Source organism: Candidatus Clostridium stratigraminis (genome assembly GCF_045310675.1).
Lineage (GTDB): Bacteria > Bacillota > Clostridia > Clostridiales > Clostridiaceae > Clostridium_AT > Clostridium_AT stratigraminis.
This window is the reverse complement of the sequence record NZ_JBJHZZ010000002.1, coordinates 91,826-116,395: the sequence shown is the minus strand read 5'-3', so window position 1 is coordinate 116,395 and position 24,570 is coordinate 91,826. Positions and strand designations below refer to the sequence as shown.

Here is a 24,570-nt window from a genome sequence, read left to right as displayed (position 1 = left end):
TTAGTAATTTTTAATTGCATCAGCTAATGAAACAGCTTTTGTATCTGGTACTACTTGAAAAAATACTTCTACACCTTTATTTTCAATATCTTTTAGCACATCAAAATCAGTTGGTTTAACTGCTACATTTGGAATAACAAATTTAGATTCCTTTGTTTTTGCAATTCCACCGAGGTTCAATTTCTTAACAGGAAGTCCCTTGTCTATAACATCTTTTACATCAGCAATTGTCTTAAATAGGAGTATTGCCTTATACTTTTCAAAATTCGTTGTATTCCAGTATTCAACAACTTCATCATTACTTAATACCTTAATTGTCATGCCTGAATTTGCTGTTGACATCATATATATATCCTTCATAAATGGATCCTTTGCAGTAGCGTTATCCACAACAAACAATGCATTTGTTCCCATTCCCTTTGACCACTTTGTCATTACCTGTCCATGAATAAGTCTATCATCAATTCTTGCTAATACTACTTCACCCATTAAAAATCACTTTCCTTCCATATTGTTTTCAAACTTTTTTATTCCATCAGTGCCAGAAGTAATCATTAAATTCATCAAATCATCTAATTCATTAGATTCTCTGGATTGTAAAAATTCTATTAGCACCAGCATATTTACTCCTGTAATAAGTTTAATATTATTATACTTCTTTAACATATATAAAGCTACATTAGATGGACTTCCCCCTAATATATCTACCAGTAATATTGTATCCATATCAGCCTTTTGATTTTCAAGGATTATATTTTCTGCTGCAGCTCTAAGCTCGTCAACACTATCACCTAAACTAAGGCCTAAAGCTTTTACATCTTCTTGTTCTCCCATAATCATCTCAACGCTATTTAGTAATTCTTTACCAAATAGCCCATGAGTAATTATTAGCCCAGCTTTTTTCTTCATATACTTTCGCCTCTTCTCTATAATTTATAGCTATTATATTTTGAGTTGATTTAAGTGTCCCCCTTCCAATTAAAGAATATTCCTCATGAAAGGGAGACATGTTTTTATCTTTATATTATCTTATAGAATTCTTAAAACTGCAAGAATTGCTAAAACTACTGAAAGACCAACAAGTGCTCTTGTAATCTTTAAGCCCTTCTTATCAAAGTATAGGTAAACTCCACCAACAGTTAGTAATGGTAATAAACCTGGAAGTATTGAATTTAAAATATCCTGAAGCTTGAATGCCTTTCCAGAAATAGTCCATGCATAGGTAGCGCTAACTTTAACATAAGAAGCTGCTAAAATTCCCATCATGAATAAGCCAAGTATGGATAAGCCGCTTATAATTTTTCTCATGTTCTTGCCGCCGATAATTTCAGATGCAGCAGTACGACCTAATTTAAAGCCAAGTCTTGTAAAGTAATTTCCATATAAAAAGGTTACAAGAGTAAAGGCAATCCATGGGAATAGTGCACCCATAGCGCTTCCTGCCTGAGCCCATGGTAGTGCAATTGCTATAAATATATACTGAACGGTACCTGAGTCTATGGCATCGCCTATACCTGCTAGAGGTCCCATTAATCCTATCTTTGTACTATTTATTACTTCTGGTGTAACTGCCTCTTCTTCTCTTCCTTCTGCTAAAGCCTTAGCTCTAGCTTCTTCTAAGGATGAAGTTATTCCAAGGATAGTTCCGCCGCCCCATTGAGCCTGAGTATTAAAGAATTGAGAGTGTCTTTCATATCCTTCTCTTAAGTCTTCCTTATTCTTATAGAGCTTTCTTAATATAGGTGTAATAGCCCAAAGGAAGGAAGGTGCCAGCATTCTATCGTAAGTATGTGGAATTTCATTTGCATACCACCATCTAAACCAGCTCTTAGTTAAATCTCCCTTTGTAATTTCCTCAGGAGCTTCTCTTTTTCTATCTATAGATTCTGCAACTTCAGAATCTTGAACTTTTATTCTTTTTTCGTCACTCATTTTAATCTTCCCTCCTTTTATTAAGCTTCTCTAGTAGTAGTTACAAGTGTGAATAGATATGCAACAATTACCCCAATAAATGCAAAGGTAACTGTGTTAATCTTAAGAGTTTGAAGCATAACTGCCATGAAGTATGCCAATAAGAAAAATACAAGATATTCTTTTTTTCCTATTACCTTTAGAATTAATGCAATACCTAATGCAGCAAGCCCACCACCTATTACATCAAGAACATGGAATAAAAGACTTCCGGAAAGTGATGATGTAAAGCTAGCTATTACTGGCGCTCCAAAATAAAGAGCTATGAATACTGAAGGTATAAATAATACAAAACTTATTAATATTGGTATAATTATAATTGATAAGGTCAGTCCTCTATCATTAGTTTCAGATGCATACTTATCTGTTAGACGTATAACAAATGTGTTAAGCAGGAATCTAGTCTGATATAGGTAGTTTCCAAGTAAGCCTACAGGTACTGCTACTGCAATAGCAGCTGTTGGCTTTAAGCCTGCTAATATTGCAACTGGTACTGCTATAGCTGTTGCTACAGAAGGTTCAGCTGGCATAGCTCCTCCCGGAGCAATCATTCCCATATAAATTAATTGTATTGCAGCAGTAATTATCATTGCTTGAGGTACATTACCCATAACAACACCAACCACCAAACCAGTCATCAATGGACTGAATCTAAGATTTAATGTTGCATAACCAAGACCACGTGATTCAACAAGAGCAACCCAAACAGCAATTATTAATGCTTGTGCTACACTTAAACTATGTCCCATTATTTTATCCTCCTCATAATTTTAATTTTGTTTTTAATATCTGAAAATTTGTGTAAAGATAAATGATAATGCCTAATTGCCACCCCCTTTTTATTTAGTATTAGGCTTATTATTCTTAATTTATTAATCCGTTAAGTTTATCGTTTACACAAATTTGTGCAGTCTTTTCTATTCCCAATCCTTTGTATGGAAGATTCCTTTCTTATCAATTCTTTCATAAGTATGAGCCCCAAAGAAGTCTCTTTGTGCTTGAATAAGATTAGCTGAAAGATTTTCTTCAATCATACTGTAAAAATAATCTATTGCAGTATTAATTACTATAACCGGCACATATGAATCCTTTGCAATTGTTGTGATGTCCTTTATTGAATCTAATTTTTCCATAAGAAAATCCAAGGACTTTTGATTATTTAAAAGATTAACATTTGTTTTGTCTTCATCAATAATGCTTCGGTAGGAATCCAACATTTTTGATCTTATAATGCAGCCACCTTTCCATACCTTAAGAACTTCAGAAACATTAATATTGAAATCATAAACCTTAGAAGCATCTGCCATAAGCCATAGACCTTGTGAAAACAGTATGAAATTTGTAAAAAGCAAGGTATCCTTTAATTCCTCTATTATCTTCTCCTTCTCATAAGAAGCTTCATAGTAAGTTTTGAATACTTTTTTTGATAAATTTGTTCTCTCACCTTTAAAGAAGGAAATTACTCTTTCTTCTACTGCAGCAGTTAAAGAAGGTGTTGGTATTCCAAGATCTAGAGAAGTTTGTGCAGTCCACTTTCCTGTTCCCTTTTGACCTGCTTTGTCTAAAATCAAGTCTACCAAAGGTCTTGAAGTTTCACTGTCCTTATGTCTCATAATCTTATAAGATATTTCCATTAAAAAGGAATTTAATTCTCCTTTGTTCCATTCTTCAAATATATCTCCAATTTCTTCTGCAGATAATTTAAGTGCTTTACGCATTATGTCATATACTTCAGAAATGGCCTGCATCATTCCGTACTCTATTCCATTATGAAGCATTTTTACAAAATGCCCTGCGGAACCTTCTCCAATATAGGCACAACATGACCCAGCCTCTGTTTTTGCTGCAATTTTCATGAGCAGCTCTTTAACTAATTCATAAGCTTTTCTCGAACCTCCAGGCATTAGTGAAGGTCCATTTAAGGCACCTTCTTCGCCGCCGGATACGCCTATTCCAAGGTAATCGATGCCTTTATCTTTTAATTTTTTAAGTCTTCTATCTGTATCGTGGAAATAAGAATTCCCACCATCCATAATGATGTCTCCATCTTCAAGCAGCTTAAGAAGCTTATCCAGCATATCATCTACTGGTTTTCCAGCCGTTATCATAAGAAAAATTTTTCTTGGTTTCTTTAATGATCCTACAAATGCTTCTAAGTCGTAATATGCTGAAATATTTTTACCCTTTGCTTCCTTTTCCATAAAAGATTTTGTTTCCTCTGGAGTATAGTTATAAGCTGCTACAGTATAGCCTTTATCTTCTACATTTATTAAAAGGCTTCTGCCCATTACTCCAAGCCCAACTAAACCTAAATCATTCATCCTTATGCCTCCCAAAATCCTATTTCAATAACTCCTTATTGATTACATTATCTGGATTTACTCCTTTTAATACATTCTCTACATCACTTACCACCTTATCCCCCATGCCCTTTAAGCATTCATAAGTATAAGCCGAGGTATGTGGTGTAATTACAACGTTTCTATAGGCTAGAAGTGGATGGTGTTCATCTATTGGTTCATTTTCAATAACATCTGAACCTAGTGCCCCAACAATTCCGTCATCTAAGGCTTTTAATAAGCTATTTTGCTCCATAAGTTCTCCTCTGGCAGTATTAACTATAATTACTCCCTTTTTCATAAGTGAAAACTCTTTTTCAGAAATCATATGATAGCTATTTTTATCAATTGAAGCATTTAGGGAAATAATGTCTGCATTCATAAGCAGTTCTTTTAATGATACAGGCTCTGCTCCCTTTGATCTTATCTGTTCATCTGATAGGTTAGGATCATATGCAATAAGCCTTGCATTAAAGCCATATTTTAAAATTTCACCTACTCTGCTGCCTATGTTACCGAGCCCAATTACACCAGCTGTTTTATCTTTTATTTCATAACCCATAAAACTAGCTCTCTCTGCCCATTTACTTTCCTTAACCTTTAAGGAAGCAGGTACAACTTGTCTTAAAACAGCCATTAAAAGAGAAATTGCATTTTCTGCTACAGCTTCTCTCTCAACAGGGGCATCAACCTTTGTAACAAGGGTTTCTTTCTCTGTAGCGGCATTTACATCAATATTGTTGTAACCGATGCCATGACGGGTAATTAATAAGGTCTTATCTTTATAGTTAAAGAATTCCTGATTATATAAAGCAGTAACACTTGCTATTATTATGGAATATCCCATAAGCTTTTCAGCTAATTCCTTGCCACCTATGTCCTTTGGTAAATCAAACCTGTCTACTTTACCTAAAGTTTTTAATCTTTCAATATGTTCTGGAAAAATTCTGCCAAAACTACTGGAATTAACGATTGCAATATTTGTGGTCATTTAATTTCCTCCTTTTAGTTGGAACACGGGGTAATTTAAGTGTGTTCGTTTCCTTTCAGACACTGGGTAACTTAAAATCTTCCCTCTCGCTCAAAGTTACCCTTAAAAGTTCATTTAAAACTTTTACCTCACTAATTACCTGTTAAAGTCCATTTATGACTTTAAACTCCTTTTGTTTTATGATTTTTTTAGTATTTGCTAATTTTAAATATAAATACTAAAGCAGTATGAAAATTATTTTTACACTTTTAACATTTATGAAAAAAATTTATTTTCTTTATTATATATTACATGAAAAAAAATATCAACTATTGTTAAAAAATAAATAATTTTAAAAATAGTTAAACTTATTCAAGATATTATTAATTATAAAAACGATGTAATTTATTTTCATAAATTCATATTGCATATAAAATTTTTTTAAAATATAATTAATTTGTTGTTAGTAAATTATCAATAATAAAACTATTTCGTAGATTATGTTTTAAAGTTATCTTCGGGCTTAATATTTATAATTCCCTATAAAATTAAGAAATCTTTCCGAAGAAAGATTTTAGATTTGCATATGCTTAAAAATATTTAAATGAAGGTGATGCCATGAAACCTGTACTCAATATAATTCTTCAAATTAAATCTCAATACAATACCTTTAATGAGACGGAAAAAAAAGTTGCAGATTATATTATTAATAATACTAGAGAGCTCATTTACTCTACCATAAGCCAAGTCGCAGAAAGGCTTCAGGTATCAGATGCTACAATATTTCGTTTTTGTAAAAAAATTAACTTAAATGGCTTTCAAGAGCTTAAGATTACCTTGGCTACAGAATTTACTGAAGGACTTGATAACAATTATGCAAATGAGCAAATAAATGAAAATGATACTGAGCAAACCATTGTAAATAAAGTATTTAATGCAAACATTACTGCCTTAAATGATACCTTATTTTCTATTAATTCAAAACTCATTGAAGATGCAAGCGATGCCTTACTTACAGCGGAACAAATTGTGTTTTATGGTAATGGCGGCTCTGGCATCGTGGCAATGGATGCTCATCATAAATTTCTTCGAACTGGGCTAAAGGTATCAGTCTATACAGATAATCACTTACAGCTTATGTCCCTTTCACAGCTTTCTGAAAAAGATCTTATAGTGATAATTTCCCATTCAGGCTCTAATTTGAATATGATAAACTTACTTGATATTGCAAAGGATAATGGAACAAAGGCCATTGCAATCACTTCATTTTCTAAATCTCCTGTAAGTGAAAAAGCAGACATTGCCCTTAATGCCATTTCTCAAGAAACCGGTTATCAATTTGAAGCTTTTGCATCTAGAATTGCGCATCTGACTATAATCGATGCTTTATATATGAGTGTTGTGCTAAAGAGAAAAGACTTAACCCATGCTGCAATTCAAAAAATGAGAAATGCTATTTCATACACTAGAATGTAAAACAAATAAAATAGATGGCAAGAAGATGAGTTATTACTTATTTTTAAAAAAGTAATAACCCATCTTCTTGCCATTTTTATATTAATGCTTATTAATATTCCCCATTTGGCTTATGACCATATTGTAATATTGTCCCTTTTTAGCCATAAGAATTTCATGATTTCCTTGTTCAAGTATTTGCCCATCTCCTATTACCATAATGCAGTCTGCATCTCTAATAGTTGACAAACGGTGTGCTATTAAAAAACTAGTGCGGTGTTTCATTAAACTTAATAAAGCACGCTGAATATCTTTTTCAGTTTTTGTATCAACGCTGCTGGTGGCCTCATCAAGTATTAAAATAGCACTGTCGCACAATACTGCTCTTGCAATGGCTAAAAGCTGCCGCTGTCCCTGACTTAAATTGTCTTGAGCTCCAGACACCATAGTATTGTAGCCTAGAGGCAATTTAGTAATAAAATCATGAGCACGAGCTAGTTTAGCTGCCTTAATAACTTCCTCATCAGATGCATCACTTTGAGAGTATCGAATATTGTCCATAATTGTACCAGTAAATAGGCAGGTATCTTGAAGCACTACTGAAAAACATTTTCTGAGGCTTTCTCTTTTTATGTTTGTAATGGGCTCCATATCAATATATATTTGTCCACTGTCAGCATCATAAAGACGAGTTAAAAGATTTACAATAGTAGTTTTCCCAGCACCTGTCTCCCCAACCAAGGCAACCACTTCACCGCTTTTAACCTTAAAGCTGACATTTTTTAGAATAGGCTTTACTTTGTTATAAGAAAAGCTTACATTATCAAAGGATACTTCACCTTTTGGATTTTCTAGTTCAATGGCATTTTGTATGTCAGAGGGTTCCTCCTCATAATCTAAAATTTCAAAAACCCTTTCAGCTCCTGCAAGAGCAGATTGAATGGTGTTAAACATCCCAGCTAATGAATTAAGAGGCTGTGAAAACTGCTTAGAATAACTTAAAAAGCTCACAACTGTCCCTACAGCAAGTCCATAGCCTACTGATAAAATGCCCCCTGCAATTGCAACCATTGCAAAGACTAAATTGTTAATAACATTCATTAGGGGCATCATATAACCAGACCATATTTGAGCCTTTTTACTGCTGTTGTAGAGTTCTTCATTTATTTCTTTAAAATTTCGTAAGACTTCCTGCTGACGGTTAAAGGCCTTTACCATTTTTAGTCCTAGTATGTTTTCCTCTATAACTCCATTTAAAAGACCTAAACTTTTCTGCTGTGCTAAAAAATATGAACGGCTTCTAACAGCTATGGTTCGAGTTAAAAGCACCACAAGTGGTATGCATAATAAAACCACCAGAGTAAGAGGTATATTTAGTGCTATCATAACTGCAAAAGAACCTCCAAGAGTTAGAACACTTGAAAGCAGCTGAGTAGTTGTTTGTGCAATGGTAGAACTGATGTTGTCTACATCATTTGTAATCCTACTCATAGTATCTCCATGAGACCTTGTATCATAAAATTCCAATGGTAGAGACTGCATCTTTTCAAAAAATTCTGTGCGAAGAACAAATACCAACCTCTGGGAAACTTTTAGGATAATTACTCCATTAATAGTATTAATGAGCCAATTTACAGCATATAAGGCTAGGATAAGAAGTAAAAGCCACTTAAGCATATTCGAATCAACTGTTTTAGTTGTAATTTTAAAATTGTTAAAGGTTTTTCCTGTATAATAAGGAATTGCAACAGAAACTAGTGAAGACAAGATTGTAAGCAGCATGGCAAAAAAAATTGTTTTACCAAAACGCATCATATATATTTTTACAATTCGCATTAGGGTACCTTTTGCATTTTTGGGTTTTGCAGTTGGTGCAAATCGATTATTACCTCCACCTGGCCTCCCGCCGAGAGATGGTACTTTTAACTGCTGTTTTGAAAATTGTTCTGACATAACTTTAGTCTCCCTTACTGCTCTCTATTTGAGTTTTGTAAATATCTCGGTATATCTCACAGCTTTCCATTAGCTCACTATGATCGCCATAACCAGCCTTAACTCCATTATCCATTACTAAGATCTTATCCGCAAACATAGCTGTTCCGCAGCGCTGAGTAATAGTAATTATAGTTTGATTTCTACTTTTAGAATTAATATTTTCTCTTACCCTTGCTTCAGTAACTGCATCAAGAGCACTGGTAGCATCGTCTAATATTAATACTGAAGATTCTTTTAAAAGACCGCGAGCTATGGAAATACGTTGTTTTTGCCCACCAGAAACATTTACCCCTCCGCTTCCTAAAGGACTTTCATAGCTATTTGGCATCTGTTCAATAAAGCTGGCCTCTGCCTTTAAAGCAGCCTCCTTCAGTCTTTCATCAATAGCCTCCATATCTCCCCACCTAATATTTTCAGCTACAGAGCCTGAAAAAAGCATTGGCTTTTGAGGAACAATGGAAATATTATTCCGAACTGAATCAATATTTAATGTTTTAATATCCTTTCCATCAATTAAAATTTTACCGCTTTTAACATCATAAAAACGAAGCAGCAGCCAAGCAATTGTAGATTTACCACTTCCAGTTGGCCCAATTATTGCAAGGCTTTGTCCATTTTTAATAGAAAAGGATAGATTTTTTAATGCTGGTACCCCACTGCCATTAGGATATGCAAAGGTAACATTTTTAAATTCAATTTCACCTTTTAAATTTTCTATTTCCCCGCTATAAATGAAATCATCTTCACAGTCAAGTACTTCTTTAATACGCATGGTTGAAGCCTTTGTTCGAACAAAGGTGTTAAATATATTTGTTATCATAATTAAGGAAGTAAGAATTTGGGCCATATATATTGTAAATGCACTTATATCACCTGGTTTTGCAAGGTTTATGGTAAAAAGCCTGCTTCCTATAAAAATTACAATAACTGTACCAATTCCTACTGTAAGTGTCATTAATGGCGATACAAAGGTAATAATTATTTGTGTAGCAATACCCTTTTCCATTAAATTTTCATTAGCAGCTTCAAATTTGTCAGTTTCCTTTCCATAGGTTCCAAAAGCCTTGACCAACCGTACACCAATAAGATATTCCTGCACAACTGAATTTATTTTATCCATAGCACTTTGTAATTTATAAAACCTAGGATAGCTTAGGCTCATACTAATTATAATAAGAATAGCAACTATTATTACAACCCCGTAAATAATGAGGCTTAGCCTAAAATTAAGTAGGCTTGCCAGCACTATACTTCCAATGCAAGTAATAGGTGCTTTTAAAAAAATTCTCATAATTCCATTTACAAACTGTATTATTTGTGAAGTGTCGTTAGTCATTCGTGTAATAAGTGATCCGCTTTCAATTTTATCTGCACTTACTTCAGAAAAATGGACTATTTTTTTAAATAAATCATACCTTAAGTCTGCCCCCATGTGCTGTGACACAGTACTTGCTAAGATACTTCGGGTTACTGCAAAAAATGCTCCAAATAAAGTTACTATAAGCATTAGTGTTCCCCAATAATAGACACTTGATAGGGAGCCCCTTTCAATTCCTGTATTAATTATGTTTGACATAAGTGTAGGTCCAAGCAAGTCGCAAATTGCCTCAAAGGCAACACAAAAAACGGCTATTAAGAATGGTGTTTTATATCTTTTAAAATATTTACTGTATAAGTTCATGTTAATTATCCTCTTTTTCGTAAATGTTGTAATTTTTATATCTGCAGTTCAAATAAATTGTTATATGCTTCCAGTACCTTAATATCTGCCGTATTAACAAAAGAATTTATGCCTATTATAAGTATAGTATTATTATATAATAAATCCTATCTTTTTATCATTCAAGTTAATAAGGTGAAAAGCTGTAATGGCAGCCACTGATTATTTCTTATATAAGTGGCTGCCACATGAGTAATTACTTATTTTAAATTTAAGCTTCTAAAATTATCAAGATATTTCAAAAGTTCTTTTACATGGTAGTTAAAAGCTTCATTGTAAGGAGTATCTTCATATTTGAAAAAAGGAAGCTTATGATTGTATAAGTCTCTAATATAATCGCCATTTTCTTCATTCAAAATGCAATTATACCCTAACTTACTGAGCTCATTTATTAGACCAAGATGATTATATAGTTCCTTAGAGTCTTGAATAAAGAGATTAAATTTATGGCTGTTAATAATTTTAATTCTACTCTTCTTTACATCCATCTTATAATTTTTTATTAAATTTTCTAATTTCATAATTCCAATTGCAATTGTAGATAATTCAATTTCTTTATTGTGAATTAGAAAATTACCACAGCATATAAATAAATCATCAATTAACTTATTAGATTGATTATGTATATCCTCTGCATATTCTGGGGGAGATAATAGTAAATTCAAAAATAATGCTATTAATATTCCTATTAAAGTATCAGTGGTTCGGTGCAAGCTATAAGATATTGAAGAACCATGATTAGGCATAAAAATTGCTAAGAATACAATTAAGGCAACGATAAATGCATCCTCAAAATTTATGGTCTTTAAAAAATAAATTAGCGCCAAAACTCCAATTCCGCTTATCCAAGGATTATATGGAAAGATAAATACACAGAAAGTTCCTAGTAGAGAACCAATTATAGTTCCTAAAGCACGGCTTTTAGCAGCATTAAAAGAGTCAGTAACAGTACTTCGAATGCATAGAATAGCTGATATAGCAGCATAATATGGATAATATAAATCTAATAATTTTGAGATTATAAGGCAAATAGCCACTGCCAAGGAAGTTTTAATAGTTCTCATTCCTGGAGCCCTTAACTTCTGCATAAATAAACTCCTTTCTTTACTTAATATTATATTAAATAATCAAATTTCCTCAATTATTTCCAAGTAATCTAAAAGTTTATCTACATGAAAATTAAATAGGCTGTGATACTGATTTTCAACGCAATCTAAAGCAATTAAATCTAGCTGCAAGAGATTATTAACCCTACGGACATTGCTGTCATTTAAATTATTTCCTTCTAATTCTATAATTGAAGCAATAAAAAAATTTATTCCATCAATATTTTTGTATAAGGTTTGTATTTGCTCATATTTTAACTTTTTATCTTGAATTTTAATATACTCTTTATTGTATGATTTTACTAAAGTTTTAAAGGTAATGACCTGTGAATCAAAATCCTCAAGCTCTATATTTTCATTAGCAGTAAAAATTTTTAAATATAGAAAGAATATATTTTCCTTTAGCTCATAATAAGATTTATTTAAATTTTTTATAAGCTCAAAGGGAGATAATAACATGTTTACAATTATAGCTATAAAGACTCCCATAATAGTACTTATGGTTACATTAAGTGCATTATAATTTGGAGACGGAAAAAAAATAATTGAAAGACATACAGTTGCTGCTATAGCTACACTGCCTTTTAAATTTAGTAGATTACAAGCATATATGATTAGGAAAATTCCAATGGAAGTAATGATAACATCATGAAGTAGATAAGTTACAATAATAATACCCACTAAAGCCCCTATAACTGTACCTAAAACTCTATCCTTTCCAAAAGAAACCGAGTCATATATAGTACTTTGTACAGCTATAACTGCGTTAATAGCTATTAAAGCTGGTGAATAAAGCTTAAATAGGCTCCCTATTAATAATGATATAATGACAACTAAGGCTATCTTTACACTCTTCGTTTCTATTTTTTCTATATTTAACATGGACAGCCTCCTTTATAAACATTGTTTTTTGTATCTAATTATAGCAAATAATATTAGTGGCATCCATATGAGTTATTACTTATTTAAATAAACATAATGACATACACATGAGTTGAAAGTTATAGATACAAAAATAAATCAACCCATTTTCATGGGTTGATTTATTTTCTATTGCCATTGGCATGAATTATTTCTTATTTAAGGATATATTTGTACTTGGCAATTTTTTTGTCTTAATATACTGTATCATAGCAGGAGTTACGATGACTGCAATTTCCGGGAGTACATGTGGCAGCATATTGTCCATAGTTTTTGGCATTAGATCCGGCATCTGTTGTCTCATAAAATCAGGCATTTGAATCATGCTTTCAACTTCACGAAGCATATCCGGCATTACCTTTGGCATAAGCATTGGCATTAAAATAGGCATCATCTTTGGCATTAACGGTTTAAATATTTTATCCATACCTGGTACTTTTACTAAGCCCATCATACCTCTTAATGGAGGTGGTAAAGCATCCATCATATTTGGGATAAGCTTAGTCATTAATTTAGACATATTAGGTACCTGCATTAATGCTATTACCTTTTCAAATACACTCCACATTTCAAGGGCATAAGGAGTATAATCAGGAAGATCAATTCCAAGACCCTTTGCTGAAATAGCTGCAAGATCCTTAACTGGAAGATCAATATTATTTTCCTTAGCTGAAACCCTCATTTGGAACTGACAGCATGGGCATAGTGCAACAATTGCATCTGCACCAGTAGCCACAGCTTCATCAAGCTTTTTCTTGCCCAGTAAATTGGAGGTAGGATTTGGCTCACTAATGCGTGTAAGCACAGAACCACAGCACAGTGAATTTTCCTTATTATGCTCCATTTCTACTAGTTCAACCCCTGGAATAGCCTTAAGCATTTCTCTTGGTGGTTCATAAACTCCACCGGCACGACCAATATGGCAGGAATCGTGGAAGGTCAATTTCATATTTACAGGTTTTGTAAACTTCAATTCACCCTTCTTAAGTTTATCAACTATAATTTCTGAGTAATGTTTTGCTTTAAAATTATATTCAATACCTAATTTCTTTGCCCACTCAGGATATATATTATTCCAGACTAACCAGCAGGCAGGACAAGATGTAACAACTGTTTTTGCTTCATGTTCCTTCATGTGTTTTACGTTATGTCTTAGAATTTCCTCAAAAACATCCCATCTTCCTGATACCAGCATTGGTATACCACAGCAAGCCTCATCCTTTCCGAGAGTAGTAAACTCAACTCCTGCTGCGTCTAATAATCTAACAGAAGCTTGACTAATATCATTTTCTACAAAAGCTGCTGTACAACCTGCAAAGTATGCTATATCAGCCTTATCCTTTATTTTAGGCTTAATATCCTCAGGTATCCATTTATCTCTATCCTTTGAAAAATTCGCCCAGATATTTTTTTCCTTTCTCGCACTGGATGCCATTAGCTCAAAAGCTGGAAAGGTCATTTGCTTTCCTGTATTAACTAATTCTCCACGCATTGCACCCCATGAAGGTTCAATTGGTAAATCTAGTTGGCAAACAAAATCACAGCGCTCACAGGTGGTACACATAAGAAATTTATCTGTCATTTCCTGATCAAATTTATCCTTACCTTCTGCCACCCTTCTTATAAAGGCCCATTTCCCCCTAGGACTGCTGGACTCCCATCCCTTGCCATCATAAAGCGTACATACATTTCTGCAATATCCGCATTTTGCACAGGAATAAGCGTACCATACAACATCACCTGGAACTCCTTTCTTAGACTTCCACTCTTCCTTTAATTTAGGTTTTATTCTATTCCCAACCATTCTCACCATAGGTTCAAACATTAAGGTCATGGAAATCATTTTATTCATAAGCCAAATGCCTGAAAGCTTCCTTGGATTAAATATATCTTTTGGATCCATTTCCTTCTTAAAATGCTTCCACTGACTTATCTTCGTACCATGAACCTTATTAGCCTCACTAGCAAGATATAAACCAGAAGCATATGCTCTTCCACCATAGCTTTTTGCAATCTTAAGTATAGATAAAGATAAAGTAAAAGCTAAATTAAAGGTAAATTTTCTAACATCGTGAGGAATTAGGCATAAAAGCACCACTTCGTTTTTATTTATCATAGTAGCTTCAATAAAAACTAATGGTTTAACTAATGCATTAATCTCATTAATAACCATTGAAGCAGCACTTAATGGAACTAATACTTCGGCTGGAACAATTGAAGGCCCTATTCTTTTTATCTTCATAGGGTTAAATCTATCTTCCCATTCATGCTGGCTTATTTCACGTGAAAGCATTTTCGCCCCTGTTTTTTCAGTGAGTTCCGTAAGCTTTTTTTCAGCTGCCTTTGCTAGAGATTCTCTGCAGGCAGTCATTATTATATATGCTTCAGGAAGTATAGGCCTTTTCTCTATATGTCCCTGATGTGTTTTGGGAGGCACTTTATTTTTAAGTACTGAAGCTGTTGGGTTAAAAAATCCAATATGCCACAGAGGAACATTGTTCTGCCCAATTAGCTTTATAAGCTCTTGTACCATGGATGGGGTTTCAGCCTTTATAGCAAAAGGAACATATTTTTCAAATGCTTTGATTCTTAAGGTTATACTAGTTATAATACCTGTGGTACCCATAGCACCACTTATTAGCGAAAGTTCCTTACTTTGTAAAACCTTCTTTGTTCCATCTGGTAAAATTACTGCTGCCGACTCAACATTATTTTCGAACCACCCATAAGAGTAGCTTCCAATGCCGCCGCCACCCTGTGCAAGCCATCCACCCACTGTTGCAGCTGGAGTACTAGTTGGCATTAATCTTACAGAAAGATTTTTAGCATTTAACCTAAACTCTAAATCCTTCCATACAATACCTGGTTCAACAGTAACTGTATTATTCTTCTCATCAATTGCAATTATTTTATTAAAATGAATTAATTCTAAAACAACACTTCCTTTAACTGGCACAACACCACCGTAGCCAGATGAAGCAGCTGCACGAGGTATTATTGGTGCATTATACCTGTTAGCCCATTTTACTATTTCTATAACTTGTTCTTCATTTTGGGGCTGAACAATAGCACCTGGAGTTGTCTTCCCTACCAAAAGTTTCGGCATTGATGGTAATTCACCCATATCTTCTTCATAAAGATGACGTTCTCTGATATCAGTGTTAATCCTTAGTGCCTCAATTTTTTTAAGTTCTTCAATCGCTTCATCCATTAATCCTTTACTTTTTTCCACCAAAATCCCACCTTAAATCGTTATCAGTATAATCATACACTTTTTATTAGTATATTTCAATATCGTAATATATAGATATATAGATATCTAATGGAATCCACGTGATTTATTACTTATTAAAAAATAAAGCCATCAGATTTTTATCTGATGGCTTTCACATTCTTATTACTTATTTAATATTACCACTTTCCTAAACTCATATGTCCTGCAAGCTCAGTTTTGCATCTCTGCTTAATAATCCATGCCTCATTTTTTGCTTGATTGAAAGCAGCAACACATTTAGGATCTAAGTTATCTTCTATACCTTCCTTGCTAAGAGCTATTATCTTTTCAGCTAAAGTAATTATTTCCATGTGTATTCCATTTGTCTTGTCAGAACGGTATATCTTTCCTGCAGCTTCCTCGCTAAGTTCTTCAAACTTATCTGGTCCTACACCACACTTAGGACATTTTTCTGGAGCAGCCTCTCCTTCAAATATAAATCCACAAACTGAACATTTAAATAATTTTTTCATAATCTTTCCTCCATATCACAATTAATTTTTTACTTGAATTAGTTAATTAATTTTAAATTCAATTTATAATAATTATTCCTAATTAATAATAATTATTTACTTGATGTATTTATTATTGCACTAATTTTCTTTTATGTCAATAGATTTTGTCAATATTTTTTAATATTCTGATAGCTTCTCCGTACTCCAACCTCCAAATAATATTTTATACCTGTTTCATTATTGGAATACATAATAGTTATCAAAATTTATTCATCAGTAATTGCTTAGTACAAAAATCTGCTTAAAAAATTATTTAAATCATTAATTGCAGCATCGTCATTACTTTCAATAGCATTTTGTATGCAATTATTTACATGATCCTGCAGTATCAGTTTTGATACGCTTTCAAGAGCTGATCTAGCAGCAGATACTTGAATTAGTATCTCTCCACATTCTCTCTTTTCCTCTGTCATACGTTTAACTGCCTGGAGTTGTCCTATTATTCTAGATAATCTATTTCCTATTTGTCTTATTTTATCTTCGTCGTATTTTTCCATGGATATTTTACCTCCATTTTATAAGTGTAAATAATATTAATATTAAAATAAATTATGAAAAAGTGGCTTTTATTCCATAGTGAGTTGAAGATATATCTATATTTTCAGTTTCTTTAAAGCCTACCTGTCTACATAACTCAGTCATTTCCTCTTTAGATATTCTCTCATGAACAGGAGGCCCCATCTTCATTTCTTTTTTGTCCCAATCAATTATTAATAAGTACCCGTCCTTTTTTAAAACTCTTTTTACCTCCTTAAAATACTTTATTTTATCTTCAACCTCATGAATTACATTTCCTATTAATACATACTTTACAGAATTATCTTCAATAGGAAATGAGTATTCCTTGCTTTCCTTAAACTCTACATTTCTTCTTCCTTCAGCTTTTTCTTTTGCAATTTCTAAAATCTCAGGCATTATATCTATGCCAATAACCTTATTGTTTTCAAGAATTTTGGCTGCTGGGATTGTAAAATACCCTATACCACACCCAACATCTAAAAGTACCCCATCATCCTTAATATTAAATTTTTTCAAGGTTTCCTCAGGAGGCATTATTCTTCTTCTTTCCGGATTATCTAATTTTTCTATATTTTTAATGTTAAATTTATGCATTTTATCCCTTCCTTTGTTCAACTGATTAATAATAATTAACTATTTACATGACATTACTTCTAAAAAACAAAATTAGTATATCCTTGTTTTATAAATCCTATAATAGCAAAAAAGTGATAACCTCAATTTCTAGTTATCACTTTCTGACAGAAAATATTTACAAAACTTTTTTACGAGATAATTTATCTAAATAGGAAACTGCATTTAAGGCTGCTACCTGACCTTCACCCATGGATTTTAGATACTGATATGGCTTTCCTACAACATCACCAGCTGCATAGCATCCAGGTAAGTTGGTTTCCATATCCCTATTTACCTTAATATGCCCCTCTTCAACTAACAATCCAGGTACTAATTTATCCGGTGATATATTATCTCTTAAAATAAATACTCCATCTGATTCTAATTCAATATTTTTTAACATTACTTTGCTGACATGATTATCACCAATTATTTCTAATGGTTTATCATTTATGATTTCTATATTATTATTTAAATCATATTCACCTTTGAACATTGGTATAAAGTAAACCTTAGAAGCTAGTTCACTTACATAGTTTACTTCTTCCATGGATTCCTTATTATAACCTATTATTGTAACTACCTTGTTCTTATATAGTGGAGCATCACAGGTTGCGCAATATCCAACCCCTCTGCCAAGAAACTCACTTTCACCTTTAAATGGCTTTCCAAAAGACACTCCTGTAGCTAAAATTAATGCTGCAGCCTCATAGGTTTTATCGTTAACCATTAATGCATAGTAATCTCCCATAGCATATATACTATCAACTTTTTCATAGGTTATCTGAATATCCATTTTATCTAAATGTTCTTTAAACCTTTCAGTCAAGTCCTTACCGCTGATTCCATAAAAACCAACGTAATTATTTATTTTAGGTGCAAGGTACAGTTTATTGCTTAATTTCTCGTATCCTAAGATTATTATCTTCTTATTTCTGATATTTGCATTGATTGCTGCTGTTATTCCTGCAGGCCCACTTCCTACAATAGCTATATCATATCTTTCGCTCATCTTATTATTCACCTCATAAACGCATTACTTGATAAACTAAATATATTTATTCTTTCTTTTACATATTTATGTGTTTTTGAAGTTTAGCTAAAATAGGTGCCTTTGGCATAAATCCAACAAATTGATCAATAGCCTTACCATTTTTAAATATTATAACTGTTGGAATGCTAAAAACATTATATTTCATTGCAATATCTTGATTTTCATCAACATTTAGTTTCCCAACTATAGCTTTACCTTCTAATTCATTACCAATCTCTTCAATAACAGGCCCAAGCATTTTACATGGTCCGCACCATGGAGCCCAAAAATCTACTATTACTGGAGTATCACTGTTTATTATTTCATTAAAATTTAATTGATTAATATTCATTCCTGAAATTTTCCTCCTTGTATATAGAAACATAAAAATGTCTATATGTTATGCATTTTATCATATACATATACGGGGTATATGTATATATTGCAACTTTATATTCAATTTGTCAATACCCTTATTTATTAAGAATAAATTAATGGCATCCATATGAATTATTACTTATTAATAAGTAATAACTCATATGGATGCCATTTAGGTTTAGCAAGATGATGATCTTGCTCCTCTAATAACAAAGCCTCTTTCAAACCAACTATTTGCATAGTCAACAACTGAGTTACGTACATGATCTTCAAGATTTGATTCATATACAACAGTAATTCCCTGTGATTCTACAACAACATCATTCGGCTTCTTTAACTCATCCAGAGTTAATTCTAATCTTGGACCGCCTCATCCAAATCCTCCAAATGCTATTCTAAGCATTTGATTATCAGAGTTTTTCTTTTTCTTGAGTATCTCTTTGAGTTTTGCAGCAGCTATTTCTGAAACCTTTACCATTTTGTTTTCACCTTCCCTTCCCCGCATCATCACTAATTAATGCAATTATTACTTAAATTGAATTATGTACCCCCGTATGGTATATTCTAATTTTATTATTTTTATCCTAAAGTGTCAACATATTATTTTAATATAAATATATTTTTATTATCGGCAGTATATTAAATACAAAAAAAGAAGAATGTCAAATTGACACCCTCCGTTCCAAACCTCATAGTATTACAAATTACTTTCCTGATCCCTTTGAGTTTTGATATCATTTAAAAGCCCTTAAATTACATAAGTATTAATTACTTGATGCAGCAAAGCAACCTCTTCCTTGGCCATTACCCGTCATTCCTAGGCCTTGACCTCTTCTTTGACCTTGTCCTTGGCCAAAGTTGCCAATACAATTTTGAATATTAGTTTTCAAATTTCCTTTTATATTTTCTCCCTCCTCCTTAGTAATTGTTCCTTTTGCTACTGCCTCATCTATTGCCTTTGACTTATCTTCCAGTAGAGCTGCTTTTACCTGATCCTGTGTCATGCCCTTCTCAGCAGCTAATTCATAAGGTGTTTTACCTGAATTTATAGCGCTTGTAATATCTGTATCAGATAAACCCAGCTTATTTTTTAGGATATTTCTTATATAATCATATCCTCTCATAGATGTTATTCTCCCTAACCCCAACCTTACTCTAGATGAAACTGTATTAGCAGTGTTATCAGTAGTTGCAGCATATGCAGTTGCTCCCGTACCTATTGCCAAAGTAAGTACTATGGCAGAAATAATGTTTCTTTTTTTCATCTTCAATTCCTCCTTTAGTCGGAAACACTGAGCAATTAAGCTCTCTCGCTCCCGCTCGATAATTGCTCGTTAAAGTCCATTTAGGACTTTAACCTCCTTTTAATATGTTTACCACTCAGTGGTACATCTTTATAGTAATCAAAAGTTTTGGTTAAATAATGATGTAATTGTGATGGAATTGCAAATTATTTAAAGGCGCCTGCAAATCATTTATATTTGCAGGCGCCTTTATAGATATTTAAACATTGTATGCTGTTACTATTTAAGTTATATATTATAAGCCGTTTATATAACGAATAAAATTAGAAAATCTATAAAGATAATTTCACAAATTCATCACATTTAAAACAATATTTAGTCAAATGTATAAATTACAATTATAATGATATTAAACTATTAAATAATAAGGATGGTTCATAATGAATAAAAAAATACTTATTGTTGAAGATGAGACTAAGCTTTCAGATGTAATGACTATATATTTAAGAAAAGAAAATTATGATGTGATTTGTGCTTCTAATGGTAAAATCGCTGAAGATATGTTAACTAACGAATCCTTTAATCTAGTAATTCTTGATATTATGCTTCCAGGGAAAGATGGCTGGGCACTTTTAAGAAGAATCAAGTCCATGAGTAAAACTCCAGTTATATTAACAACTGCAAGAGGAGAAGAAGATGATAGAATTTTTGGCTTAGAATTAGGTGCTGATGACTACATGGTTAAGCCAATCAGTATGAGAGAACTGGTTCTACGAGTTAATTTAAGAATTACTAAAGATAGTAATCAGAAATCTTTGAGCTTTGGGGATTTAACAATCCTAGAAGAAAGCAGAGAAGTTATGGAAAATAATATTCCCATTTATCTAACTCCAAAAGAATTTGATCTTCTGCTGTTCTTTAGTAGTAATACGGAAAAGGTTTTTAACAGAGAACAGTTATTAAGTACAGTATGGGGTTACGATTTTATGGGCGACTCTCGAACAGTTGATACTCATATAAAAAAGTTAAGGGAAAAAATTAAATTTTGTGAAGCCCATCTTCAAACTGTATGGGGAGTTGGGTACAAGCTTATGCCCTAACGCCATGAAAGGAGTATTTATGGACAAGATAACAATAAAACTTATAAAATATTTCATGCTTATAATTACATCAATTGTTGCCTTTTGCCTCATTACAAGCAGCATATTCCTATCTAAATTTTATATTAATCAGCAGTATGACAGTTTAGAGTCCTCTGCTAAGGAAATATATAATTCACTAAGTAATAAAGAGCAAATTACTGATACAAATATAAGCGCAGTGCTTATAAATGGAAGCAAAATCACATCTTTAACTCGTAGTAAATCAGGTTTTATGCCACTTTTACGTTCTACAGGTGAAAATAGCTTTAAAACTAAAGGAGTTTTTCAAAATGGCATGGGAACAGAATTCTTATACTATAAACTACAAACTGATTTAGGGGATATTGTAGTTTTTCAAAACAATCAATATTCTTCAGATTATTTAAAAGTAGTTTACATTATTTTGTTTTTTATATTTATATCTTCAATTTTACTTTCAATACCCATAATATCTTATGTAGGAAAAAAATTTACAAGACCTATTCTAAAGTTACAAAAGGTAGCCTCTTCTATATCAAAAGGTAACTTTGATGTAGACTGTATTGTTAATACAAATGATGAGATAGAAGTATTATCAAATAGTCTTAGACAAATGGCTGCTGGTTTAAAAAAGAAGTATCAGCTTCAAAGAGATTTTATTGCAAATGTATCTCATGATTTTAAAACTCCCTTAAGTGTAATTAGATGCTATAGCGAAGCAGTATCAGATGGAGTAGTTGATGAAGAAACATCAAGAAAATATGCTGGTGAAATTATTAAAGAAGCAGATAGATTAAACGCATTAGTTATGGATTTGCTACAGCTTTCAAAGCTTCAAGATGGTGCTCTTTCCCTATCTAAGGAATTATTTAGTTTATCTGAGCTTGTACAAAATTGTGTTAATAAATTTTATCCTCTAATTAATAAAAAAAATTTATCCTTTGATATTTCTATTGAATCTGTAGAAATTTATGCAGATAAAAAGTATCTTGAAAGAGTTTTATATAATTTCATTGATAATGCAATTAAATTTAGCTATGAAAATAACAAAATAGAAATCTATACCACTCTTACAAAGAACACTATAAAATTATCTGTAAGAGATTATGGATTAGTGATCGAGAATCACTTACAAGAAGATATTTGGGATAAGTATTATAAAAATTTACAAAGCGGTGGTATGGGTTTAGGGCTTCCAATCTGTAAAGAAATTTTAAAAGCACATAATTTTCAATATGGTGTCCATAGCTCTGCTTCAAAGGGCACTGAATTCTATTTTGTTATAAAAATATAATGGTTTCCATATGACTTTTACTTATGCAGCTTTTTGAGAACCTTGAATTATCAATGATTTTATTATTCCTATAGCAACTATAAAGCAGCACTGAAGTCCATAAACCACATCATTTAATAAGCTTGGACACTCTTTCATATACTGGCTATGCTTCAATTCAATAAAATCTATCAAGGAAACATTTATATTATTGCAGGCCTTAAGATCTAGGTTATTATTTATAACTTCTAAAGGATTAGCTAAATATTGTCTTAATTCCCTATCCAAATTTAATTCATAAAAGAAGTGACCCGGCATCTTATCAATCATGTTATTGTTATGAGGATAGCAAAAATAATCAGTAATATAATGAAGTACAACACCTAGTTTAGCTGAAAAATGCTTAAGTTGCTTTGAATTAACAGGAAGTGGTGTATTTTGCAGAGCTAAGATCATGTCTGATATAATTCCAAAAGATTCGTTTTTATAATGTGGTATGGCAATTAACTTAGGTGAAAAATCAGGTTTCATACACCCATACCTTAGATTTCTAAGCTCCAGTTTAAATTGAAGGTTGTCTAAAATATATTTGTGAATAGTTTTACCAATTAGATTATGACTATAGACAAGCACAAATATCACTCCCTTAAATACATTTCTAATTTTATTACAAATTAAGTATAGAAGGGAGATACTAAGTTAACATTAAATTTATGTTAATAGAATATTAAATTTAATATTGTTATTACAAATATTTTTTTTATTACTGCTTATACTTTTAACTATTCAAACTTGTGCCTAAATCTTTTGCTTCGTATGCCTCATCACATGCAAATATTAGAAATATAGCAGCTGTTATTGCTGCTATAATAATCACTGCAGCCATTAAATAATAATACCTCATTAAATCCAGCAATATACCAAAAATTAGTGAACCTAAGGGAATTGCCCCTTGAGAAAACATCCCAAGTATAGCAAAAAACCTTGATCTCATTTCTTGTGGTACAAGATTCTGCAGGTTAGTTGAAATTGGAGTATTTACAAAGGCATTGAAAACACCCATAAATACAGCGCAAATAACAATGCCAATAAGCAATTTTAAGCCTGCACCGCCAAAAAAACTTACCGATGCTGGGAAAATTAATAAACTAAGTATTAAGGATACTACAGTTTCTATAATAAGTCCCCATCTCATAAACTTTTTTAGTCCAAGTTTCTTAAATCTCATTGATATTGCTATATTACCAATTAGAATACCTACTGTAAAAAAGCCCATAACATAGCCGTAATCCTGAGAGGTAAAGCCTATTCCTTTTTTTAGAGCATAGGGCATTACAATATCAAATATGGGAGCTAATAAAAAATTGGAAATCATTGCGAAGCTAAAGAGCTGAATAAGTCCCCTCTTTAGCCTTATGAATTTTAGAACTTCTATATTCTCCTTTAAAAACACCTTAGGATTTATATTCTCTTTTACCTCATTAACATGTTTATATAAAATTAATATAGTTAGGAACCCTGATATAAAAAAGGAAAAGCCATTAATTATGAATACCATTTTAATACCCCAAAGTCCGTAAATTACTCCACCTAGGGCAGGTCCTAATATATATGCTGCCGCATCCATTCCTCCTTTTAAGGAATTACCCTCTATTAGCTGCTCACTGGATAATAAATCAGGCAGCAAGGCCTGTGAGGATGAATTAAATATACTGTCCATAATTGAAATAAAAACCTGTAATGCAAATAAGGTATATATACTAAAGGCCCCCATCATAGCAAGTAATGCCATTATGCATATAAGAGCTCCTCTTCCGAAATCTGTAGTAATCATTACATTTCTTCTGTTTTTTCTATCTCCTATAATTCCAGAGAAGGGTGCGGTTAAAAGCATAGGAACTAATGTCAAAACTGAGAAAACTCCCATGAGGGTACCAGAGCCTGTCTTATCAAGTATATATAGCGGCAGTGCTATCATTTGCACCCCACTACCTGTATAAGAAATAAACCTTGCAGCTAAAAATAACCATAAATTCTTCTTACCCATAAATCCACCTATTCTTATAATTTCAACTACTATAAGTAGTGATATAAATTTCTCATTATTCTATTATAATATCT

At 32.3% G+C, this 24,570-nt stretch carries 23 protein-coding genes; 3 read left to right on the top strand and 20 right to left on the bottom strand.

The genetic code is table 11. From position 1 onward, the window contains the following. The 6 genes from ACJDUG_RS04900 to ACJDUG_RS04875 form a co-directional block, all read right to left on the bottom strand. Entirely contained in the window at positions 1-489 is a 489-nt protein-coding gene (locus ACJDUG_RS04900) for a PTS sugar transporter subunit IIB (RefSeq protein WP_406768786.1), read from the bottom strand. A 6-nt stretch (positions 490-495) separates the two neighbouring features. Continuing rightward, a complete protein-coding gene (locus ACJDUG_RS04895) occupies positions 496-909 on the bottom strand; it encodes a PTS sugar transporter subunit IIA (protein ID WP_406768785.1) in 414 nt (137 codons plus the stop codon). Between the two features lie 120 nt (positions 910-1,029). Continuing rightward, the gene (locus ACJDUG_RS04890; protein WP_406768784.1) at positions 1,030-1,932 is read right to left on the bottom strand and encodes a PTS system mannose/fructose/sorbose family transporter subunit IID; all 903 of its coding nucleotides are present in this window, start codon (positions 1,930-1,932) and stop codon (positions 1,030-1,032) included. A 20-nt stretch (positions 1,933-1,952) separates the two neighbouring features. Continuing rightward, on the bottom strand, positions 1,953-2,720 hold the full coding sequence (locus tag ACJDUG_RS04885) for a PTS mannose/fructose/sorbose/N-acetylgalactosamine transporter subunit IIC (RefSeq protein ID WP_406768783.1): 768 nt from the start codon (positions 2,718-2,720) through the stop codon (positions 1,953-1,955). A 168-nt stretch (positions 2,721-2,888) separates the two neighbouring features. Beyond that, complete coding sequence (gene gndA / locus ACJDUG_RS04880; protein ID WP_406768782.1) at positions 2,889-4,292, bottom strand: NADP-dependent phosphogluconate dehydrogenase; 1,404 nt, start codon at positions 4,290-4,292, stop codon at positions 2,889-2,891. Positions 4,293-4,311: 19 nt separating this feature from the next. After that, positions 4,312-5,301, bottom strand: a complete 990-nt coding sequence (locus ACJDUG_RS04875) for a D-isomer specific 2-hydroxyacid dehydrogenase family protein (RefSeq protein ID WP_406768781.1) — start codon at positions 5,299-5,301, stop codon at positions 4,312-4,314. A gap of 597 nt (positions 5,302-5,898) precedes the next feature. On the opposite strand from ACJDUG_RS04875, the gene ACJDUG_RS04870 reads away from it, so the two are divergent. After that, entirely contained in the window at positions 5,899-6,756 is an 858-nt protein-coding gene (locus ACJDUG_RS04870; RefSeq protein ID WP_406768780.1) for a MurR/RpiR family transcriptional regulator, read from the top strand. Between the two features lie 81 nt (positions 6,757-6,837). On the opposite strand, the gene ACJDUG_RS04865 is transcribed toward ACJDUG_RS04870, so the two are convergent. From ACJDUG_RS04865 to ACJDUG_RS04810, 12 genes are all read right to left on the bottom strand, one after another. Beyond that, the gene (locus ACJDUG_RS04865; RefSeq protein ID WP_406768779.1) at positions 6,838-8,688 is read right to left on the bottom strand and encodes an ABC transporter ATP-binding protein; all 1,851 of its coding nucleotides are present in this window, start codon (positions 8,686-8,688) and stop codon (positions 6,838-6,840) included. A 4-nt stretch (positions 8,689-8,692) separates the two neighbouring features. Then, a complete protein-coding gene (locus ACJDUG_RS04860; protein WP_406768778.1) occupies positions 8,693-10,411 on the bottom strand; it encodes an ABC transporter ATP-binding protein in 1,719 nt (572 codons plus the stop codon). A 239-nt stretch (positions 10,412-10,650) separates the two neighbouring features. After that, positions 10,651-11,538: an FUSC family protein gene (locus ACJDUG_RS04855; RefSeq protein WP_406768777.1), complete on the bottom strand. Its 888-nt coding sequence runs from the start codon at positions 11,536-11,538 to the stop codon at positions 10,651-10,653. A 39-nt stretch (positions 11,539-11,577) separates the two neighbouring features. After that, positions 11,578-12,438, bottom strand: a complete 861-nt coding sequence (locus ACJDUG_RS04850; RefSeq protein WP_406768776.1) for an FUSC family protein — start codon at positions 12,436-12,438, stop codon at positions 11,578-11,580. Between the two features lie 187 nt (positions 12,439-12,625). Then, positions 12,626-15,709 carry an FAD-binding and (Fe-S)-binding domain-containing protein gene (locus ACJDUG_RS04845; RefSeq protein WP_406768775.1) on the bottom strand — a complete coding sequence of 1,028 codons (3,084 nt, stop codon included), beginning with the start codon at positions 15,707-15,709 and terminating at the stop codon, positions 12,626-12,628. Between the two features lie 179 nt (positions 15,710-15,888). After that, positions 15,889-16,224 (bottom strand): rubredoxin-like domain-containing protein, encoded by a 336-nt coding sequence (locus tag ACJDUG_RS04840; RefSeq protein ID WP_406765370.1) that lies wholly within the window; start codon positions 16,222-16,224, stop codon positions 15,889-15,891. Between the two features lie 266 nt (positions 16,225-16,490). After that, positions 16,491-16,763, bottom strand: coding sequence for a metal-sensing transcriptional repressor (locus tag ACJDUG_RS04835; protein ID WP_406768774.1), 273 nt, complete (start codon positions 16,761-16,763; stop codon positions 16,491-16,493). Between the two features lie 52 nt (positions 16,764-16,815). Continuing rightward, entirely contained in the window at positions 16,816-17,379 is a 564-nt protein-coding gene (locus ACJDUG_RS04830; RefSeq protein ID WP_406768773.1) for a class I SAM-dependent methyltransferase, read from the bottom strand. A gap of 157 nt (positions 17,380-17,536) precedes the next feature. After that, entirely contained in the window at positions 17,537-18,412 is an 876-nt protein-coding gene (locus ACJDUG_RS04825; protein ID WP_406768772.1) for an NAD(P)/FAD-dependent oxidoreductase, read from the bottom strand. A gap of 58 nt (positions 18,413-18,470) precedes the next feature. Further along, a complete protein-coding gene (trxA, locus tag ACJDUG_RS04820; protein WP_406768771.1) occupies positions 18,471-18,785 on the bottom strand; it encodes a thioredoxin in 315 nt (104 codons plus the stop codon). Between the two features lie 204 nt (positions 18,786-18,989). Continuing rightward, positions 18,990-19,289, bottom strand: coding sequence for a HesB/IscA family protein (locus ACJDUG_RS17870; RefSeq protein WP_479723031.1), 300 nt, complete (start codon positions 19,287-19,289; stop codon positions 18,990-18,992). A gap of 286 nt (positions 19,290-19,575) precedes the next feature. Further along, entirely contained in the window at positions 19,576-20,076 is a 501-nt protein-coding gene (locus tag ACJDUG_RS04810; RefSeq protein WP_406768769.1) for a hypothetical protein, read from the bottom strand. Between the two features lie 419 nt (positions 20,077-20,495). On the opposite strand from ACJDUG_RS04810, the gene ACJDUG_RS04805 reads away from it, so the two are divergent. After that, complete coding sequence (locus ACJDUG_RS04805; RefSeq protein ID WP_406768768.1) at positions 20,496-21,155, top strand: response regulator transcription factor; 660 nt, start codon at positions 20,496-20,498, stop codon at positions 21,153-21,155. A gap of 19 nt (positions 21,156-21,174) precedes the next feature. Then, positions 21,175-22,470 carry a sensor histidine kinase gene (locus ACJDUG_RS04800; RefSeq protein ID WP_406768767.1) on the top strand — a complete coding sequence of 432 codons (1,296 nt, stop codon included), beginning with the start codon at positions 21,175-21,177 and terminating at the stop codon, positions 22,468-22,470. A gap of 21 nt (positions 22,471-22,491) precedes the next feature. Here the strand turns inward: ACJDUG_RS04800 and ACJDUG_RS04795 are convergent, their stop codons facing one another. Both ACJDUG_RS04795 and ACJDUG_RS04790 read right to left on the bottom strand, forming a co-directional pair. Further along, positions 22,492-23,082, bottom strand: coding sequence for a zinc dependent phospholipase C family protein (locus ACJDUG_RS04795; RefSeq protein WP_406768766.1), 591 nt, complete (start codon positions 23,080-23,082; stop codon positions 22,492-22,494). 145 nt (positions 23,083-23,227) lie between these two features. After that, positions 23,228-24,496, bottom strand: coding sequence for an MFS transporter (locus tag ACJDUG_RS04790; RefSeq protein WP_406768765.1), 1,269 nt, complete (start codon positions 24,494-24,496; stop codon positions 23,228-23,230). Positions 24,497-24,570 lie beyond the last annotated feature (74 nt).

Coding starts and splice junctions, on each gene's coding strand:
- ACJDUG_RS04900 (WP_406768786.1), bottom strand. CDS start 489: ATGGGTGAAGTAGTATTAGCAAGAATTGATGATAGACTTATTCATGGA.
- ACJDUG_RS04895 (WP_406768785.1), bottom strand. CDS start 909: ATGAAGAAAAAAGCTGGGCTAATAATTACTCATGGGCTATTTGGTAAA.
- ACJDUG_RS04890 (WP_406768784.1), bottom strand. CDS start 1,932: ATGAGTGACGAAAAAAGAATAAAAGTTCAAGATTCTGAAGTTGCAGAA.
- ACJDUG_RS04885 (WP_406768783.1), bottom strand. CDS start 2,720: ATGGGACATAGTTTAAGTGTAGCACAAGCATTAATAATTGCTGTTTGG.
- gndA (WP_406768782.1), bottom strand. CDS start 4,292: ATGAATGATTTAGGTTTAGTTGGGCTTGGAGTAATGGGCAGAAGCCTT.
- ACJDUG_RS04875 (WP_406768781.1), bottom strand. CDS start 5,301: ATGACCACAAATATTGCAATCGTTAATTCCAGTAGTTTTGGCAGAATT.
- ACJDUG_RS04870 (WP_406768780.1), top strand. CDS start 5,899: ATGAAACCTGTACTCAATATAATTCTTCAAATTAAATCTCAATACAAT.
- ACJDUG_RS04865 (WP_406768779.1), bottom strand. CDS start 8,688: ATGTCAGAACAATTTTCAAAACAGCAGTTAAAAGTACCATCTCTCGGC.
- ACJDUG_RS04860 (WP_406768778.1), bottom strand. CDS start 10,411: ATGAACTTATACAGTAAATATTTTAAAAGATATAAAACACCATTCTTA.
- ACJDUG_RS04855 (WP_406768777.1), bottom strand. CDS start 11,538: ATGCAGAAGTTAAGGGCTCCAGGAATGAGAACTATTAAAACTTCCTTG.
- ACJDUG_RS04850 (WP_406768776.1), bottom strand. CDS start 12,438: ATGTTAAATATAGAAAAAATAGAAACGAAGAGTGTAAAGATAGCCTTA.
- ACJDUG_RS04840 (WP_406765370.1), bottom strand. CDS start 16,224: ATGAAAAAATTATTTAAATGTTCAGTTTGTGGATTTATATTTGAAGGA.
- ACJDUG_RS04835 (WP_406768774.1), bottom strand. CDS start 16,763: ATGGAAAAATACGACGAAGATAAAATAAGACAAATAGGAAATAGATTA.
- ACJDUG_RS04830 (WP_406768773.1), bottom strand. CDS start 17,379: ATGCATAAATTTAACATTAAAAATATAGAAAAATTAGATAATCCGGAA.
- ACJDUG_RS04825 (WP_406768772.1), bottom strand. CDS start 18,412: ATGAGCGAAAGATATGATATAGCTATTGTAGGAAGTGGGCCTGCAGGA.
- trxA (WP_406768771.1), bottom strand. CDS start 18,785: ATGAATATTAATCAATTAAATTTTAATGAAATAATAAACAGTGATACT.
- ACJDUG_RS04810 (WP_406768769.1), bottom strand. CDS start 20,076: ATGAAAAAAAGAAACATTATTTCTGCCATAGTACTTACTTTGGCAATA.
- ACJDUG_RS04805 (WP_406768768.1), top strand. CDS start 20,496: ATGAATAAAAAAATACTTATTGTTGAAGATGAGACTAAGCTTTCAGAT.
- ACJDUG_RS04800 (WP_406768767.1), top strand. CDS start 21,175: ATGGACAAGATAACAATAAAACTTATAAAATATTTCATGCTTATAATT.
- ACJDUG_RS04790 (WP_406768765.1), bottom strand. CDS start 24,496: ATGGGTAAGAAGAATTTATGGTTATTTTTAGCTGCAAGGTTTATTTCT.